The 17459-nt window shown below is 37.1% G+C and carries 18 protein-coding genes; 9 read left to right on the top strand and 9 right to left on the bottom strand.

Features of this window, described 5'->3' with window-relative positions:
• Nucleotides 1–17: 17 nt before the first annotated feature.
• Complete coding sequence (locus tag AXA65_RS04510; RefSeq protein ID WP_063968973.1) at nucleotides 18–1145, bottom strand: DegT/DnrJ/EryC1/StrS family aminotransferase; 1128 nt, start codon at nucleotides 1143–1145, stop codon at nucleotides 18–20.
• A 128-nt stretch (nucleotides 1146–1273) separates the two neighbouring features.
• Here AXA65_RS04510 and AXA65_RS04515 point away from each other — a divergent pair, with 128 nt between their 5' ends.
• Together AXA65_RS04515 and AXA65_RS04520 are read left to right on the top strand one after the other, a co-directional pair.
• Nucleotides 1274–2884 (top strand): S8/S53 family peptidase, encoded by a 1611-nt coding sequence (locus tag AXA65_RS04515; RefSeq protein WP_063968974.1) that lies wholly within the window; start codon nucleotides 1274–1276, stop codon nucleotides 2882–2884.
• Nucleotides 2885–3070: 186 nt separating this feature from the next.
• Entirely contained in the window at nucleotides 3071–3988 is a 918-nt protein-coding gene (locus AXA65_RS04520) for a beta-1,6-N-acetylglucosaminyltransferase (RefSeq protein ID WP_086048072.1), read from the top strand.
• A gap of 77 nt (nucleotides 3989–4065) precedes the next feature.
• On the opposite strand, the gene AXA65_RS04525 is transcribed toward AXA65_RS04520, so the two are convergent.
• The gene (locus AXA65_RS04525) at nucleotides 4066–4272 is read right to left on the bottom strand and encodes a helix-turn-helix domain-containing protein (protein WP_063968924.1); all 207 of its coding nucleotides are present in this window, start codon (nucleotides 4270–4272) and stop codon (nucleotides 4066–4068) included.
• A 3-nt stretch (nucleotides 4273–4275) separates the two neighbouring features.
• Nucleotides 4276–4812, bottom strand: a complete 537-nt coding sequence (locus AXA65_RS04530) for a DUF2975 domain-containing protein (RefSeq protein WP_063968925.1) — start codon at nucleotides 4810–4812, stop codon at nucleotides 4276–4278.
• A gap of 142 nt (nucleotides 4813–4954) precedes the next feature.
• Between AXA65_RS04530 and AXA65_RS04535 the strand changes: the two genes are divergently transcribed.
• The 4 genes from AXA65_RS04535 (at nucleotide 4955) to AXA65_RS04550 (ending at nucleotide 8653) form a co-directional block, all read left to right on the top strand.
• On the top strand, nucleotides 4955–6235 hold the full coding sequence (locus AXA65_RS04535) for a replication-associated recombination protein A (protein WP_063968926.1): 1281 nt from the start codon (nucleotides 4955–4957) through the stop codon (nucleotides 6233–6235).
• A gap of 76 nt (nucleotides 6236–6311) precedes the next feature.
• Nucleotides 6312–6995 carry a DedA family protein gene (locus AXA65_RS04540; protein WP_063968927.1) on the top strand — a complete coding sequence of 228 codons (684 nt, stop codon included), beginning with the start codon at nucleotides 6312–6314 and terminating at the stop codon, nucleotides 6993–6995.
• 311 nt (nucleotides 6996–7306) lie between these two features.
• On the top strand, nucleotides 7307–8284 hold the full coding sequence (locus AXA65_RS04545) for a 2-hydroxyacid dehydrogenase (protein ID WP_063968928.1): 978 nt from the start codon (nucleotides 7307–7309) through the stop codon (nucleotides 8282–8284).
• Nucleotides 8285–8362: 78 nt separating this feature from the next.
• Nucleotides 8363–8653 (top strand): hypothetical protein, encoded by a 291-nt coding sequence (locus tag AXA65_RS04550; RefSeq protein WP_063968929.1) that lies wholly within the window; start codon nucleotides 8363–8365, stop codon nucleotides 8651–8653.
• Between the two features lie 36 nt (nucleotides 8654–8689).
• Here AXA65_RS04550 and AXA65_RS04555 read toward each other — a convergent pair whose 3' ends face one another.
• Nucleotides 8690–9085 carry an acyl-CoA thioesterase gene (locus AXA65_RS04555; protein ID WP_063968930.1) on the bottom strand — a complete coding sequence of 132 codons (396 nt, stop codon included), beginning with the start codon at nucleotides 9083–9085 and terminating at the stop codon, nucleotides 8690–8692.
• A gap of 209 nt (nucleotides 9086–9294) precedes the next feature.
• Here AXA65_RS04555 and AXA65_RS04560 point away from each other — a divergent pair, with 209 nt between their 5' ends.
• Together AXA65_RS04560 and AXA65_RS04565 are read left to right on the top strand one after the other, a co-directional pair.
• Nucleotides 9295–9711, top strand: a complete 417-nt coding sequence (locus tag AXA65_RS04560; RefSeq protein WP_063968931.1) for an endonuclease domain-containing protein — start codon at nucleotides 9295–9297, stop codon at nucleotides 9709–9711.
• A 195-nt stretch (nucleotides 9712–9906) separates the two neighbouring features.
• The gene (locus tag AXA65_RS04565) at nucleotides 9907–11892 is read left to right on the top strand and encodes a urocanate hydratase (protein ID WP_063968932.1); all 1986 of its coding nucleotides are present in this window, start codon (nucleotides 9907–9909) and stop codon (nucleotides 11890–11892) included.
• 65 nt (nucleotides 11893–11957) lie between these two features.
• On the opposite strand, the gene AXA65_RS04570 is transcribed toward AXA65_RS04565, so the two are convergent.
• Together AXA65_RS04570 and AXA65_RS04575 are read right to left on the bottom strand one after the other, a co-directional pair.
• A complete protein-coding gene (locus AXA65_RS04570) occupies nucleotides 11958–12863 on the bottom strand; it encodes a hypothetical protein (RefSeq protein WP_063968933.1) in 906 nt (301 codons plus the stop codon).
• A complete protein-coding gene (locus AXA65_RS04575) occupies nucleotides 12860–13420 on the bottom strand; it encodes a DUF6932 family protein (RefSeq protein WP_063968934.1) in 561 nt (186 codons plus the stop codon). The genes AXA65_RS04570 and AXA65_RS04575 overlap by 4 nt, the downstream gene beginning before the upstream one ends.
• 404 nt (nucleotides 13421–13824) lie before the next feature.
• Between AXA65_RS04575 and AXA65_RS04580 the strand changes: the two genes are divergently transcribed.
• Complete coding sequence (locus AXA65_RS04580; RefSeq protein ID WP_063968935.1) at nucleotides 13825–14523, top strand: DUF6261 family protein; 699 nt, start codon at nucleotides 13825–13827, stop codon at nucleotides 14521–14523.
• A gap of 154 nt (nucleotides 14524–14677) precedes the next feature.
• Here the strand turns inward: AXA65_RS04580 and AXA65_RS04585 are convergent, their stop codons facing one another.
• The 3 genes from AXA65_RS04585 to AXA65_RS04595 form a co-directional block, all read right to left on the bottom strand.
• On the bottom strand, nucleotides 14678–15328 hold the full coding sequence (locus AXA65_RS04585) for an NAD(P)-dependent oxidoreductase (RefSeq protein WP_063968936.1): 651 nt from the start codon (nucleotides 15326–15328) through the stop codon (nucleotides 14678–14680).
• 105 nt (nucleotides 15329–15433) lie between these two features.
• A complete protein-coding gene (locus tag AXA65_RS04590) occupies nucleotides 15434–15844 on the bottom strand; it encodes an Rrf2 family transcriptional regulator (RefSeq protein WP_063968937.1) in 411 nt (136 codons plus the stop codon).
• Between the two features lie 83 nt (nucleotides 15845–15927).
• Nucleotides 15928–17394, bottom strand: coding sequence for a serine hydrolase (locus tag AXA65_RS04595; protein ID WP_063968938.1), 1467 nt, complete (start codon nucleotides 17392–17394; stop codon nucleotides 15928–15930).
• Between the last annotated feature and the right edge of the window lie 65 nt (nucleotides 17395–17459).

Below are 17459 nucleotides of genomic sequence, written 5' to 3' on the forward strand. Positions count from 1 at the left end.
AATTGATATGAAATCATTTATTTTTCGAAAAATTCCAAAACGGAATCTGTAATATATTTCAGTTGCTCTTCATCCAATTCTGTGTGCATTGGCAATGAGATCACCTGATCCAACAATTTATCCGTGTTCACAAAATCTGACGGATCACTTTCCTGATAGTAGGCTTTTTGTTTTCTGAGTGCAACCGGATAATAGATCATCGCAGGAATTTCTTTTTCGGTTAGATATTGCTGTAACTCGTTACGTTTTCCATTGGTAATTCTTAAAGTATACTGGTGAAAAACGTGGGTTGAATATTCTGCTCTCTTTGGTGTAAGGATATTTTCGTTTCCAGCAAAAGCTCCGTCATAATAATCCGCTGCTTTTCTTCTCGCTTCGTTGTAAGAATCAAGGTTTGGCAATTTTTTTCTCAAAACCGCTGCCTGAATGCTGTCCAATCTTGAGTTGACACCCACTTCGTCGTGGTAATAGCGCTCGTACATTCCGTGGTTTACGATGCCTCTAAGTCTGTGAGCCAACTCGTCATCACTGGTAAAAATTGCACCGCCGTCACCGTAGCAACCAAGGTTTTTGGAAGGAAAAAATGAAGTTGTTCCAATAGTTCCCATCGTTCCTGATTTTTTTTCGGTTCCGTCTGAGAAAATAAAATCTGAACCAATCGCCTGAGCATTATCTTCGATCACATATAAATTATGTTCTTTTGCGATTCTCAAAATTTCTTCCATATTTCCACATTGTCCAAAAATATGAACTGGAATGATCGCTTTAGTTCTTGGCGTGATCGCTTTTTTAATAGCTTCTGTATCAATCGTGAAAGTATCGTAATCCACATCTACCAAAACAGATTTTAGTTTAAGTAAATGGATTACTTCTACTGTAGCAGCAAATGTAAAATCTGCAGTGATCACTTCATCACCTTCTTGTAGATCCAAGGCCATCAACGCGATCTGAAGCGCGTCTGTACCGTTTGCGCAAGGGATCACGTGTTTTACATCCAAATAACTTTCCAGATCGGCCTGAAAAGATTTGACTTCCGGACCATTTATAAAAGCTGCAGAATCCATTACATTGAGAACTGCATTGTCAACTTCACTTTTGATTTTATAATACTGGCTTTGTAGATCGACCATTTGGATTTTCTTCATAATCAAATATTTATTTTTAAAGGCTTTTGACATCGAGATCATATTTTCCGAAAGCGATATCAAATGCAAAACATTATTTTGTAAATTTACATTTATTTATCAGTTTAAAAAATCAAAATCCCCGAAACGTGAGAAAAATCTTTACAATTTTATCGGTTAGCTTTTCTTTGATAGCAACGGCTCAAACCGAATTAGTTTTTGTTTTCTTCAAAGATAAACCAAATAAAGCGGCTTTCTATTCCAACCCACTTTCGGAACTGACGCAAAAATCGCTCGACAGAAGAACCAATCTCGGAATCCCGCTCATGGATCAGGATGCGCCAATTGAACCAACTTATATTACTAATATTCAGAATCTTGGATTTGATGTCAACGATTATTCCAAATGGTTGAACGGTGTTGCCGTAAATGCCATTTCTGAGCAGATACAAACCTTATCACAACAAAGCTATGTGGATCACGTCGAAAGTTTTGTAAGAAATCCAAATGGTGGAAAAAGAAAAGATAAAATTGAAAAATTTAAAGAATTTGATCAAGCCAATGCTAACAGAGGTATTTTAACCAATTTCAATTATGGTGAAGGATTGGCACAGATCAACCAGGTCAACATCAGAGCACTTCATGTGGCAGGATTTACCGGAACAGGAATGACAATTGCCGTAATTGATACTGGATTTCCTTCTGTAAATACTGGCAATGCTTTCAAAAGACTTCGTGACAACGGACAAATCAAAGGCGGTTATAATTTCATTGGTAAAAACACAGACATCTACAATACTTCTCTGAACACCCACGGCTCCATTTGCCTTGGAACAATTGGCGGATATCTTGACAATCAGTTTGTTGGCACTGCGCCCGATGCAGATTTTTACCTTTATGCTTCAGAGGATGGTGAAAATGAAATCCCAGAGGAACAGCTCTATTGGATAGAGGCTGCCGAGGAAGCTGACAGAAAAGGTGTGGATGTGATCACAACATCGCTGGGTTATTATCAATTTGATGACAGTCGATATGATTATACTTACTCTGACATGAATGGAACCACCTCATTCATCGCAAGAGGCGCACAGATAGCGACGGAAAAAGGAATTTTTGTGACCTTCGCAGCTGGAAATGAAGGTAATAACGATTGGCATTACATTATCACACCAGCAGACAATACGAAAGTGTTTACCATTGGGGCTGTAACTTCCCAAGGTAGCAGCTCATCATTCTCTTCATATGGTCCGAATTCTGCAGGAGCAACAAAACCAGACGGAAGTGCAAGAGGAAGTGAAGTTTACACAGTTTACGGTAATCAAGTAACCCAAGCATCTGGAACTTCTCTAGCCAATCCTTTAGCAGCTGGTGGTGTTGCATGCTTATTACAATCCTTATCCAAAAATATCTCCAGAGATGAGATTAAAACAAAGCTGAGACAAAATGCATCTCTTTATCCCAACACATCTCCTCAAATGGGTTATGGTATTCTTAATTTCTACAAAACTTACCAATCTTATCTTGATGTGAACGATATCAAAAAAAATCAGGTGAAGGTTTACCCAAATCCAGCAAAAGATGTCATCAACATTTCTTCAGACAAACCGATACAGTCAGTGGAAATCTACGATGTCCTAGGAAGACTGATCAAAACCGAAACTAAAAATAATGTCAACATCTCTCAACTTTCTAAAGGAAACTATCTCCTCAAAATAAAAACGGGAGATCAGCAAATAATAGAAAAATTAATCAAGCAATAAATTACAAAGGGCTAAATTTTAGCTCTTTGTAATTTTGATATTAAATGAGCAGAAAAAGAAACAACGATTATGAAATCAATATAAATAACTCATTATCAATTAATTTTATCGTACATTGTTGAAAATTCAGGTTTCGCCTTATATTATGGAAGTGTATCGTTACTCGTGAACTAAAATAATTTTAACATGGAACATGATATAAAACTCTTCAAAAAGAGTGATACAACTGTTGACGTGCCTGCGTCAAAAAAAACAATCAATATTGCTTACCTCATTTTGGTACATCGGTTACCTGACCAGTTCAAAAGGCTTTTCGAAGCTATCTATGAAACCGAAAATCATTACCTGATCCACATAGATAAGAAAGCTGAAAAAGAACTTGGAACCGAAGTAAAATTATTCCTGAAAGACTTTCCAAATGTTTACATCCTCAAAAGTGAAAATGTCATCTGGGGCGGTTACAGCATGGTACAGGCAGAATTGGACGGCATGAATTTTTTGCTGAATATTGATGCTCATTGGGATTACTTCATCAATTTAAGTGGACAAGATTTCCCTTTGAGATCACAAAAGATCATCCGAAAATATCTTACTGAAAACAATGGCAAAAATTACATCAAAATAACTGATCAGAAAAACATCCGTCCTGAAACCATGAACAGGATCGAGAATTACTTTGATGAAATAGATGACAAGATCTCACCATTGACGTACAAAAGAGAATTCATGAAAGACATTACGCCCTATATCGGCGGACAATGGATGATCTTGACAAGAGATTGCTGCAATTTTATTTGTACCAGTACAGAAGTTAAAAAATTTGAAAACTATTACAAGAACACTTTGATTGCGGACGAATCATTCTTTCAAACTGTTTTAATGAACACAAAGTTTGAGGGACAACTGGTGAACGATGACAAAAGGGCGATCATTTGGATCCCGGATGGTGACATTAAACTGCGTCCGAAAACATTTACAGTAGATGATTTGGATTTTTTAAGTTCTGGAAGCAATCTGTTTGCAAGGAAATTTGATGACAATGTAGATAGGAACATTATCAGTAAAATGAGTTTATCTCATAATGTAGAATTAGCAAAAGCTTAATTACCATTACATTTTCATCCTAAAATAAAAAAACCACTGAAAAATCAGTGGTTTTTTTTAAAGTGATCCTTACTCTTCTATTCCTTTTTGTACTCGAGAATATCTGCAGGTTGGCAATCCAATGCTTTGCATATCGCTTCCAAAGTACTGAAACGAACAGCTTTTGCCTTTCCAGTTTTCAAAATAGAAAGATTTGAAAGCGTTAAATCTACTTTTTCGGACAATTCATTCAATGACATTTTTCGTTTGGCCATCATCACGTCCAGGTTTACGATTATTGGCATAACTTAGATGGTTAGGTCGTTTTCGTTCTGTAACTCGATTCCTCTTTTGAAGATTTGTGCAATGATGTAGATGATTCCTGCCAAGAAAATGAAACCTCCGTCAGAGCCCAAGTTATATTTGACCGAAGAAATATCGAAGCCTTTTTTCAATAATCCTTCTATGAATTGGTCTGTGATGACCCAAATAATCCAAATCCCAAATGAGACGTAACTTATTCTTAGAATTAAGTCTGAAACTTCTTTACTGAAAGGATTTTCTAAGTCTAATTTTTTAAAAACATTAATAACAACAAAAAACAAATATGCTTTGTAACCCAGTAGAAAAACAATCAATGACCACAAACAAATAAAATAATTTCGATTTTTAATCAATAAATCCATAAAATCATATTTCATAACCATCAACCGACCTTCACTTGAAAAATCAGAAAAAACGCCCCATAGTCCACCAACTATAAAAGCTCCAGTTTCTATACACAAGCCTACAAAGGCAATCCAAGCGATAACATTGAGAATTGATAAAATTGTTTTTGTATTCATTCGTTTAAGTTTTAAAAATTATTATGCAAATATCAAAAAATATTTATTGATAAACAATAAATATTTTACTTTTAACATTAATTCAAAATATTAATGAAACTTATCTTTTTCGCAAAGTATTTAATTTCCGTAATTTTGAAATATGAACAATTCTCCACTTGCCGAAATCCTGCGTCCGAAAACTTTGGATGATGTTTTGGGCCAAGAACATCTCACTGGAAAATCTGGAACCATCAAAAGAATGATGGACAATGACACCATTAATTCACTTATTTTTTGGGGACCACCAGGAACAGGAAAAACCACTTTGGCAGAAATCATCTCCGAAAGTTCGGGGAGAAAATTCTACAAGTTGTCAGCTGTTTCTGCCGGCGTAAAAGATGTAAGAGATATTATTGACGAAGCGAAAAAACAAAACCTCTTTTCAGGAAGAAGTCCAATTCTCTTCATTGATGAAATTCACAGATTCAACAAATCTCAACAGGATTCGTTACTTCACGCTGTTGAAAAAGGTTGGATCACTTTAATCGGCGCAACTACAGAAAATCCAAGTTTTGAAGTAGTTTCGGCTTTGCTTTCCAGAACTCAGGTTTATATCTTAAAAGCATTGACTTTTGAAAAACTGGAAGAACTCGCTGACATTTCAGTTTCAAAATACAACGAACTCAACAATACCAAATTCTTCCTTGAAGAAAAAGAAGCCTTCATCCAATATTCCGGAGGCGACGCAAGAAAGTTGATTAATTCAATCGAATTGGTTCTCAATCAATTCAAATCTGCCAAGAAAAATAAAATCTCCAACAAAGATGTACTTTCCGTTTTGCAGGAAAATATGGCTTTGTACGACAAAAATGGAGAGCAACATTACGACATCATTTCAGCCTTCATCAAATCGATGCGTGGCTCGGACCCAAATGGTGCTGTCTATTGGCTCGCCAGAATGTTGGTTGGCGGAGAAGATATCAAATTCATTGCCCGAAGAATGATGATTCTCGCAGCAGAAGATATTGGTTTAGCAAATCCAAATGCCTTGGTAATGGCTAACAATTGTTTCCAGGCCATCAACGTCATCGGAAATCCCGAAGCCAGAATTATCCTCAGCGAAACCGCCGTTTATCTCGCCGTTTCACCAAAAAGTAATTCCACTTACAATGCCATTAATGAAGCAATGGCTTTCGTCAAGAAAACCGGAAATCTCCCAGTTCCACTCCACCTCAGAAATGCGCCAACCAAATTGATGAAGGATTTGGACTACGGAAAAGATTACCAATACGCACATTCTTACGAAGGAAATTTTGTCGATTTGGAATTTCTTCCCGACGAAATCACAGGAACAACATTCTACAATCCTGCCAACAATTCGACAGAGAAGAAAATACGCGAACAGCTGAAGGATAAATGGAAAGACAAATATGACCTTTGAGTTAAATATTCCTAAATTTTATTTTATGCTGATGAATTCAATTTCCTTTTAATATCTTTGCGCAAGACAGAAAACTATGGAACATTTCGAAAGCTGGAAAGACTTACTTAACCCCGAATTTTATATTAAAATGGGTGGTTTTTGGCTTATTTTATTTATCATTTTCGCAGAGACCGGACTTTTTGTAGGTTTCTTTTTACCGGGCGACAGTTTACTCTTTATTTCAGGGATTTACGCCGTTAAAATCATCGACACCACTTTCGGAACAACAGGTTCAGATTTTCTGGATACTACGATTCTTGCTACCGCAGTTGCAGTTGCAGCCATCATTGGAAACGAGATTGGCTATTGGTTTGGTTACAAAAGCGGACCATTGTTGTATGAGCGAAAAGACACTTTCCTGTTCAAGAAAAAATACCTTTTCAAAGCACACGATTTCTTCGAAGACCACGGAACAGTGGCTGTCATCTTAGCGAGATTTTTACCAATCGTAAGAACATTTGCGCCCATTGTTGCGGGAATTGTGAAAATGGATAAGAAAAAATTCTTCTATTACAACATCATCGGAGCGTTTGCATGGTCGTTCACGATGATTTTTGCGGGACATTATCTGGACAAATTATTTATGGACCAGTTCGGCATCGATTTGAAGAAAAAATTAGAAATCATCGTTTTGGTCATCGTTTTGGTCACAACTTTGCCTATCGTTATCAAGTTCTTTTTCACCAAGGATAAAGAAAGACCCACGAGAATTGATTAATCAATATTGAAATATTATTAAAACATATAAAACCGGAGTCAATTTCCGGTTTTTTGCATTTAATATTTTGGGCAGCTTTTTCCGCCTTCCACTCTCGAACCTAACGGAGTGGTTCGACGAAGTCAATCTTTTTGCAAGACGATTTCAGTTCAATAGAAACTAAGACCTCGCAAAAAAGGATTTCCGTTCAAACCTAACGAAGTGGTTCATCGATTCAAATAAAAAATAAAAAAGATGAGATAAGTCGGGCTGCGGGTTTCGGTACAAAAAGAACGTTTGACATTAAATTAAATCTTAAATAAAAATAAGAAATGAAAGTATTTGTAAACAAAAGAATTCCGGACAATGGGATTCAGATTTTGAAAGACGGAAATTTAGATATCATTTTCCAGGAAACAGAAAATCCAACCCACGAAGAATGGCTGGAAAGCTGCAAACAGGCAGACATCATCCTAAGTGTCGGTGGAAAGAACAAATATGACAAAGAATTCTTCGATGCCTGCCCTAATGTAAAAGCTATTGCCCTATTTTCCGTAGGCTTCGACCAAGTAGATATCGAAGAAGCAACTAAACGAAAAATCGCAGTTGGAAACACGCCAGACGTTTTGAGCCGAGCCACTTCTGACGTCGCATTTCTACTAATGCAAATGGTTTCAAGAAAAGTAAACTACAACACTGCAAAAGTAAAATCTGGCAACTGGAAAGACTTCCACCCTTTGGAGGAACTCGGTCAGGAACTTTACGGAAAAACTTTAGGCGTTTTAGGACTTGGAAGAATCGGTTTTGAAATGGCTGAAAAGTGCAAAGCCGCTTTTGGTATGAACATCATTTATCACAACAGAAGCCATAACGAAGAAGCTGAAAAAGAACTCGATGCAAAATATGTTTCGTTTGATGAATTAGTACAGAAATCAGACATCATAAGTATCCACGCCAATTACACACCGGAACAGGCCGACCTTTTCAACACATCAGTATTCGAAAAAATGAAAGAAAATTTGATTTTCATCAACACCGCAAGAGGTGGTTTTCACAATGAGAAAGATTTGTTCGAAGCTTTGATTTCGGGTAAAATATGGGGCGCAGGTTTGGACGTTACCAATCCTGAACCGATGCAGAAAGACAGTCCATTGTTAGAACTTCCAAACGTTTGCGTTCTGCCACACATCGGTTCTGCAACTTTGGAAGCCAGAAGCGGGATGGCAAGATTGGCAGCTGAAAACGTAGTTGCATTTTCAAAAGGTGAAAAAATGCCGACTTGCGTAAATCCTGAAGTTTACGAAGATTAAATTTCATCAAAATAAATCTGTCAAAAACAAAGCTTGGACTCATATTTGTCTATCTTCAATCAACCAAAAATAAATATTATGACACCAGAAGATAACATCGAAAAAAATTTGGAAGATCTGGATTACAATCCAGGTGAAGACATTTTCAACAGAGAAGAACATATTCCCATCGACGGCGACGGAAATCCGATCAGAAATCCAAGCCACGTGAATGACGAAATGCCATTCGGACTAGACGTTCCGGGCGCTGAAGATGATGACAACTTCGACCAGGTTACCAACCAACTTCCGGACGAGGAAAATAATTATTACAGCACGAGCGATAACGAAGATGACCACGAAGAAGAAAACGATGACATCGTAGAATAAATAACAAAGCTTACCAAATCGGTAAGCTTTTATTTTTTAGTTCAAATCTTTAAATATTCTGGAAGGCTTTTTATTCTCGTCAATCGCTACCAAGGTAAAATCGCCCGAAACCGCCTTTTCGCGCGTATCATTGTACATTTCTTCCACAAAGATCTCCACATTCACTTTCACGCTGGTGTTCCCGACGTATTTGATTCTTCCGACAAGTTCTACAATCGTATCAGCCGGAATTGGTTTTTTAAAATCGATTCTGTCACAACTTACCGTTACGAAAGACTTTCTGGCAAATCTTGTTGCCGTCATAAAAGCCACTTCATCCATCATTTCCATCACTTTCCCACCGAACATCGTATTATGGTGATTGGTTGTATTCGGGAAAACCACTTTGAAAACGCGCGTTTCCGATTGCTGGATTTTATCTTCGTAATTCATTTCTTGATTGCTTTTAAGTTGTGTACTGGAATCGTTTTTTGAAGGTGCAAATATAAGTGATAGAAACTGTTTTAAGAAATTTCATAAATTAGATTCCAATAAATCATCAGTCAAAATCATTCTAATGATTTTTCAAATTCCCCTCCTCTGGAGGGGCGACTAAAATTCGAAGAATTTTTGACGGGGTGGTCAATCAAAAACACAAACAAATGAATATAATCCTAACCCAAATCAACGGAATTCCCATCCGCAGGAATTTCGTCGAAAACCTACCGTACAATCCACACCTAAAAAAATTATTAAGCGGAAAACGCCAAGCCGGAATTCTAAGCGAAGTTCTTTTCTGGACACAAGTTCGAGCCAAAACATTTCATAACATTGATTTTGACAGACAAAGAATTATAGGAAATTATATTGTTGATTTTTATGTCAAGACACTTGGATTAATCATCGAAATCGATGGTTCAAGTCACGATGAGAAAGAAGTTTATGATGGGATAAGACAAACTTATTTGGAATCTTTGAATTTGAAAATATTCAGAATTACAGATTTTGATGTGAAGAATAATTTGGCTTTGGTGATGAAAGAATTAGAAGCTTTTATTATCGAAAATTACAGATGCTAAAATTCCCCTCCTCTGGAGGGGTGGATTCGAGCAAAGGGAGAAGACGGGGTGGTTCAGCATAATTGACCACCCCCGAAATCTGAAATTTACAATTTCAAATTTCTCCCCTCCAGAGGAGGGGAATTTTTTCTCAATTCATTACTGTATATTTTTCAAATTGAATATCTTTAAAACTTTGAAAATCGAAACTTCACTATGACTTTCCAACAACAAATCCAGCAAGGCATTCCCACAGAATTACCTCAGTCAAAACCATACGAAACCCAAATCAATCACGCCCCGAAACGTAAAGAAATCCTGTCAGACGAAGAAAAAAAACTTGCTCTGAAAAATGCTTTACGCTATTTCGAACCCAAATTCCACGCAGAATTGTTGCCTGAATTTAATGAAGAACTGGAAAAATACGGCAGAATTTATATGTACCGCTTCCGTCCGGATTATGAGATGAAAGCGAGAGACATTGCCGAATATCCAGGGAAATCTGAGCAGGCAAAAGCCATTATGCTGATGATTCAGAACAATCTGGATTATGCCGTGGCACAACATCCGCACGAACTGATTACTTACGGTGGAAATGGTGCGGTGTTCAGCAACTGGGCGCAGTATCTTCTGACGATGAAATATCTGTCGGAAATGACTGACGAACAAACGTTGACGATGTATTCCGGTCATCCGATGGGATTATTTCCTTCGCACAAAGATGCACCCAGAGTCGTGGTGACGAACGGGATGATGATTCCAAATTATTCCAAGCCGGATGATTGGGAAAAATTCAATGCGTTGGGTGTTTCGCAATACGGACAAATGACGGCCGGATCTTATATGTACATCGGTCCGCAGGGAATTGTGCACGGAACGACGATTACCGTTTTGAATGCTTTCAGAAAAATCAATAAAGAACCAAAAGGCGGATTATTCGTCACGTCAGGTTTAGGCGGAATGTCCGGAGCTCAGCCGAAAGCAGGAAATATCGCAGGTTGTATTACGGTCATTGCGGAAGTCAATCCAAAGATTACAAAAATCCGTCACGAACAGAAATGGGTGAATGAAATCCACGAAAATCTGGATGAACTGGTGGCGAGAGTAAGAAAAGCGCAGGAAAATCAGGAAACGGTTTCTTTGGCTTACCTTGGAAACATCGTCGATATCTGGGAGAAATTTGATGAAGAAAATTTAAAAATCGATATCGGTTCAGACCAGACTTCGCTTCACAATCCTTGGGCGGGCGGTTATTATCCGGTCGGGCAAAGCTTTGAGGAATCCAATACGATGATGGCTGAAAACCCTGAATTATTCAAAGAAAAAGTTCAGGAAACCTTGAGAAGACACGCTTCCGCCATCAATAAACATACAGCAAAAGGAACCTATTTTTTCGATTATGGAAATGCCTTTTTACTCGAAGCTTCCAGAGCCGGAGCCGATATAATGTCGGAAAATCCTACGATTGGAAGGGAGTTCAAATATCCGTCATATGTTCAGGATATTATGGGGCCGATGTGTTTTGATTATGGTTTCGGGCCGTTCCGTTGGGTTTGTACCAGCGGAAAACCTGAAGATTTGCAGAAAACAGATGACATTGCGTGTGCCGTTTTAGAGGAAATTATTAAAACATCGCCCGAAGAAATCCAGCAGCAGATGAAAGACAACATCACGTGGATCAAAGGTGCTCAGGAAAATAATCTGGTCGTTGGTTCGCAGGCGAGAATTCTGTACGCCGATGCCGAAGGAAGAATGAAAATTGCAGAAGCTTTCAATAAAGCTATTAAAAATGAAGAAATCGGAGCGGTGGTTTTGGGAAGAGACCATCACGATGTTTCGGGGACGGATTCGCCGTACAGAGAGACTTCCAACATTTATGACGGCTCGAGATTTACGGCAGATATGGCGATTCACAATGTGATTGGCGACAGCTTCCGTGGGGCGACCTGGGTAAGCATCCACAATGGTGGCGGCGTTGGCTGGGGCGAAGTCATCAACGGTGGTTTCGGGATGTTGCTGGATGGAAGCGATGATGCCGACAGAAGATTAAAATCTATGCTTTTCTGGGACGTCAACAACGGAATTTCCCGCAGAAGCTGGGCAAGAAATGAAGGTGCTGTTTTTGCGATTAAAAGAGCAATGGAAGCTGAACCGAATTTGAAAGTAACGTTGCCGAATATTGTGGATGAGCGTTTGTTTTAAAACTTTTTAGATATGGGAAAACCTGCTGTGAGGCAGGTTTTTTTATTTAGATTTATTTCTTATTTTTAGGGAAATATATCAATTAAATGATAAAAAGTTTTCTCATTTTGAGAAACAAATTTTGTCTTTATTTTTTTTAAATGAATTGTACATGATTTGTTTAAATATTCCAAGCTTAATTCTATAATTTTATCTTCATCTATATCCTCTCCAATTAGACCTGAAACTTTATGTCCATTTTCATCAACAAACTCAAATTTTCCAGAATCTAATAATACCCCTCGTAACGTACCTCTAATCTCAATAACTTCTTCATCGGTTATAGCTGAATTTATCCTTTCATAACCTTTATGAATATTTTCTGTGGAGATTTCTAATGTCTCATTATCTTTTTCAAATTTTAAAATTGAGTTTTCATTATCAATTTCTTTTAAGAAAGATTTTAAATTATTCAAACTTCTAGGAGGAGTTACTGCAACAATTTCTTCAAAAGTTTCATCACTATTTGTTGCTGCATTTACAAGATTTATAACATTTTCAATAGCCTTATCAACTTCTGTTTCAGAAAAAATATTATTTTTATTCAGTTGAGTTAATTGTACACCAAATGAACCTGTAGGTAATGCTGTTAGATAAAGTTCCGCATCATCAATATCTTTTGTCTTACCTCTTTTACCAACTATACCATACTTTATTTTCGTTGTTTCCGTTTTTACAAGCTCCTGAAATGGTTTTAGTACTTTACTCACAAAATCTATCTTAATACCTCTAGAGCCTGAAACAGCATTGCCACTAAATAAAAGTGAGACAATTGCTTCACTTACTTCTTCGGTTAGATTTTCTAATTTATCTTCTAAAATTTTAATTTTCATAGATAAACTCTTAGACATAAAAGGGTCGTTGTTTGCAAAACCTAATAAGTTTTCAAGTTCAATAATTTGACTCTTTATTTGATTCTTTAAATTTATCATAATGTTAAATTATTTAGATATTCAAATGCGCTATCATCTATTTCTGGAGTATTTAATTCCAATCTGATTATACCTTTCCATATTCCTAAGCGGTTATGTGAAAATAATTGAATCCAATATCTTGTGTATTCTATAGTGAATAATGGATTCATTGCATAATTGAATGGATAGTGATCAAGTTTATAATTTATTTTTGACGTATTAAAATCTGAAAAATCAATAAAATTATTTTGTATTTCATCTATTTGTTCTGGAGCAAGGATATTAGGGTTAAATAATGTTACAATATCCAAGTCTCTAGGGGCTCTCTCTTCACTTATTTCTATATTCTCAGTAAAACTTCCATCTAACCACTGAAAACCTTCAATTATACCAACTTCATTTAACTTTTTTCTAAATTTCAATAATCCTTCTAAAATCTCAATTCTTTGAGGCGATGTAGCAAATTGCTGTACAAACTCAAGAGAATTTGACAAATATGGACTCAATTGGCTTCTGTCGGTAGGATTACCAATATGTGGAGGCGTCACATTATTATGGTCAAAATTTGGAATCATTGATAAGTATTGTATGGTTATTTGTTTTTATGTTATAAATATGGATATAAATTTACAAACAAAATAAAACCAAATATAGAAAAACAAAATTATTTAAAATTACGGTTTTCCATAAACCATTAAAAAATAAAAAAATTCATTTTTTCAAAAAGGACTGCTTTACATCAAATACTTTTTACATTTATTACAACCAACCTTATTTGTAACCAAATATAACATACATTTTGGTAAAACAAGCTTGCTTTTAACCAAATATAATTTACATTTCTTCAAAACAGGGTCGTTTGTGACCAAATACAACTGTATTTTGTTTCCAACAATATTGTTTGTGAATTAATACTAAATTTTTATATTTGTTTTAAGGATTTAGTTCCATTATTAATAACAAAAACACATTTTTACTGATGAAAATTACATTAGCGCGTCTGAGCACCAAAAATCTTGCGACTTTGGCTCAGAGAATTCTCAGCAACATCCAGTCAGGAAAATATCCTGTGATCACCAACCATCCGCTTACCGCGACTTTGCAAACCTCGTACGCCAGCTATGACCTGGTCTATACCAAGCAGATCTACAGCGGAAAAGGGAAAGAGGTTGCAAAGGCAGACCAGGAGCGGGATGTGACTTACAGCAATCTGAAAGCCTTCCTCAATGGTTACAGAAAGCTCCCTTCTGCTCCCAATTCTCAGTTGGCGGCGGACCTGTACGGGGTTTTCAAAACTTTTGGATTGAACCTGAATCGGCTAAGCTATTCCTCACAAACCGCGCAGATGAAAAAGCTGATTGAGATGCTGGAGCTTCCTGAAAACAAGCAAAAAATAACGGATCTCTCCTTAGATCCAGGTTTCGCAGAGATGAAGACCAAACACGATGTTTTTGAACTGCTGTTTGCAGACCAGGCAGAGGCCAACGCCGACCTTAGAAATATGACGAGCGCATCTGCCATCCGACAGGATCTGGAGAAAAACCTGAAAACCTATCTCAACCTTTTGACCGCAATGAAGTCTGTTTCCGGTTGGGAACTCCTCTACTCCGATACGAATGAATTGGTGAAGGCGGCGAGAAATTCGGAGCATGAGACACCAAAGGATCAACCGTCTTAGATGATTTCGAAAATCTTGAACGATTTTTAGAATGAGGCAGAACTGTTGCGAGTCAACTGGAAATGCCAATGCACAGATCGGTAAGAAATTAAAATAAAAAAAAACCTTTCAGCTAGCAACTGAAAGGTTTTTTTGTTAAGGCATCAATCGGTTTTTAGTAAGCAGCCGTAAAACGTTGTTTTACGAAGTTGTTTTGCTCCAATTCGTCTACCAAAGCCACAGCCACGTCTTCTACTGAAAGGATGCTTCTGCCGTCTGCATCGAAAACTGGATTTTCCAAAGCCGTTCTGTACGTTCCAACTCTCACGCCGGCAGTTCCTGGGTGCATTTCGATTGCTGGGGAGAAGAAGGTCCAATCTAAAGTTTCATTCTTTTTGACCTCGTTCAGATAATCTCTGGCTGCAGTTGCGCCTGGTTTGATGTCAGCAGGGAAATCCGGCCCGTCCACCAACTGGTTCCCATCGATGAACAAACTTCCAGCGCCACCAACGGTAATGAATCTCTTCACGCCTGACTCCTCCACTGCTTTCTCGATGTTTTTGCTACCGTTCAGAAAGTCGTTGTATAGATTTGGATTCGTCCAACCTGCGTTGAAGGTGTTGATCACGGCATCATTTCCTTCCAAGACTTTCGCCAATTCTTCTACATTGTTCACATCTGCGCTGATGGCGCTCACGTTGTCCTTCGCCTCTACTTTTGAGCTGTCTCTTGCGATGGCGTTTACTGCGTAACCTCTGTTTGATAATTCGTTCACGACTTGTTTTCCTACGAAGCCTGTTGCTCCGATCACTGCTACTTTTTTCATAATTTTAAATATTTATTTTAAATGAATTCGTTGACCTTTTGGATTGATAATTAAACTTTCTAAATTAATTGTAATACAATTTGTTACATTTTACACTAAATTTTTTTAATCGAATTGATAGGTAAAATCTGATAACTTTTTGTTCTTCAGAAATTGAAAAACTAAATCATCTGTTTCTATAAATAGGATATTCAGATTTTTATTGATGTCCTTCCCTACGCTGCAAAGTGGATTCGGGTTTTGGTTTTTCTTGCCAAGAACTTCGGAGTTTTTTATGGCTTGATAGATATCTGCAACATTCACTTCTTCAGGATTTTTACCAATTCTTACGCCTCCATCTTTTCCTTGTCGGCTTTCTATAAGACCATATGTTTTCAGATTTCCCAACTCTTTACGAACGATCACAGGATTCACGTTGATGCTACCAGCCAGCCAATCAGACGTCAGCCATTCCTGCGGATCTTTCGCAAGAAGGGTCATAATGTGGATGGCGGTTGCAAATCTTGTGTTGTTCATACTGGTGCAAATTTATAAATATTTTTAAATGTAACAAAAATAATTACAGTTAAATTTTTCTTAACTGTAATTATCAGTAAAGTTTACTTCGTCTCAATCTCTACAATCTTCTTTCCTACTTCTCCAAAGTATTGATTCAAAATAGATTCATACACTTTGTAGCCATCATCCACATTGGTGAAGATCACGAGACCTTGTTTGGTTTTGGGTAAAATGATGGCAAAGGTGTTCACGCCTTTGTCGGAACCGCCGTGAGATAATGCGATCTCATTATTTCCCAGGTCATAGATCTCAAAACCGAGTCCGAAATATTTGTTCTCTTTGGTTTTAACTTGATTGGTTTTCATCGCTTCAAAAACTTCTTTAGAAAGCAGATCATTGTTCATAATGGAAACTAAGAATTTACTGTAATCTTCCACCGAAGTCACTAAATCATCTGCGGCACTTGCGGTTTTATTCCTTACAATATCATATGGTTTTCCGTCTTTATCATAGCCGGTTACAATTCTATCCGCCATCTTTTTCTCATTCCAAATGTAACTTGTATCGCTCATTCCAATTGGCGGGAAAACATATTCTTTAGCCAATTCATCCAAACTTTTATTAAACTTCTTTTCAATCGCTTTCCTTAAATACTCAAATCCTTCCCCTGAATATTGGTACTTCGTTCCAGGTTCAAATTCAAAATTGAGTTTGTTGTCTGTGTTCATCCAACGCCAATTTGGGAAACCGGTTTGATGGCTTAATATCAACCTTGTCGTTAATTTTTTATTTCGAGGATCATTGGCAATATTCGGATCTGTAAAATATTTGTAAAGCAGCTCATCAAGATTCCATTTTCCGAGACTTACCAAGCGCAAGACCGTCATCGCAGTGACAGGTTTGGTCAAAGATGCGACGTTGAAAAGCGAATTGTAGGAAGCGGAGGTTTTATCATTTAACTTTCCGTAAACTTTTATCTGTTTCAATTTTCCATCTTCAATCACGCCTAAACCTAGGGTTGGAATATTGTTGTCTTTTATTAATTTTTCTAAATTGTCCGTCAATTTTGTATTATTTGGATTACCGTGGTCGTAGCTGAGAACGTCGCTCATCAACCAATTTCCATTCTTCTTTGTCCAGACTGAAGTGAATTTGGCTTCTCCACCCAGTACATCTGCTTTACCTTTTTCACGAATGTAAAATTGATGTTCGCCGGTTTGAATCGCGCCGTATAATTCGCCGTTATTATACAATGGGAAAACTTCCAGACTGTTTTCTATCACTTTTCGAATCGGCTTTTGGTTTGGATTGCCGCAGATGTTTTGTTTCGTTCTTTCCATGAACAATTTCTTGTCCTGAAAACCGCCGTTGTCGTGATAAAATTTAAGATTTTCATCCATCGTTTTTTCCAGATAAGCGATGTCGCAATTATTAAAACCACGTTCGAAAAAAAGACTATCCTGTTTTTTTAATTCTAAAAATAAAGGTGCACTTTTATCAATCTGAGCTTGTAGATTTCCGAGAGAAAAGAAGAGAATGAAAATGCTGAAGTAGAACCTTGTTGTCATTGAAATTATTTTTGACAAAGATTCTTAATTAGTTGATTTTAAATCAAAAAAAATACCCGACAAAA

The organism is Chryseobacterium sp. FP211-J200 (assembly GCF_001643375.1).
GTDB classification, from domain to species: Bacteria; Bacteroidota; Bacteroidia; order Flavobacteriales; family Weeksellaceae; genus Epilithonimonas; species Epilithonimonas ginsengisoli.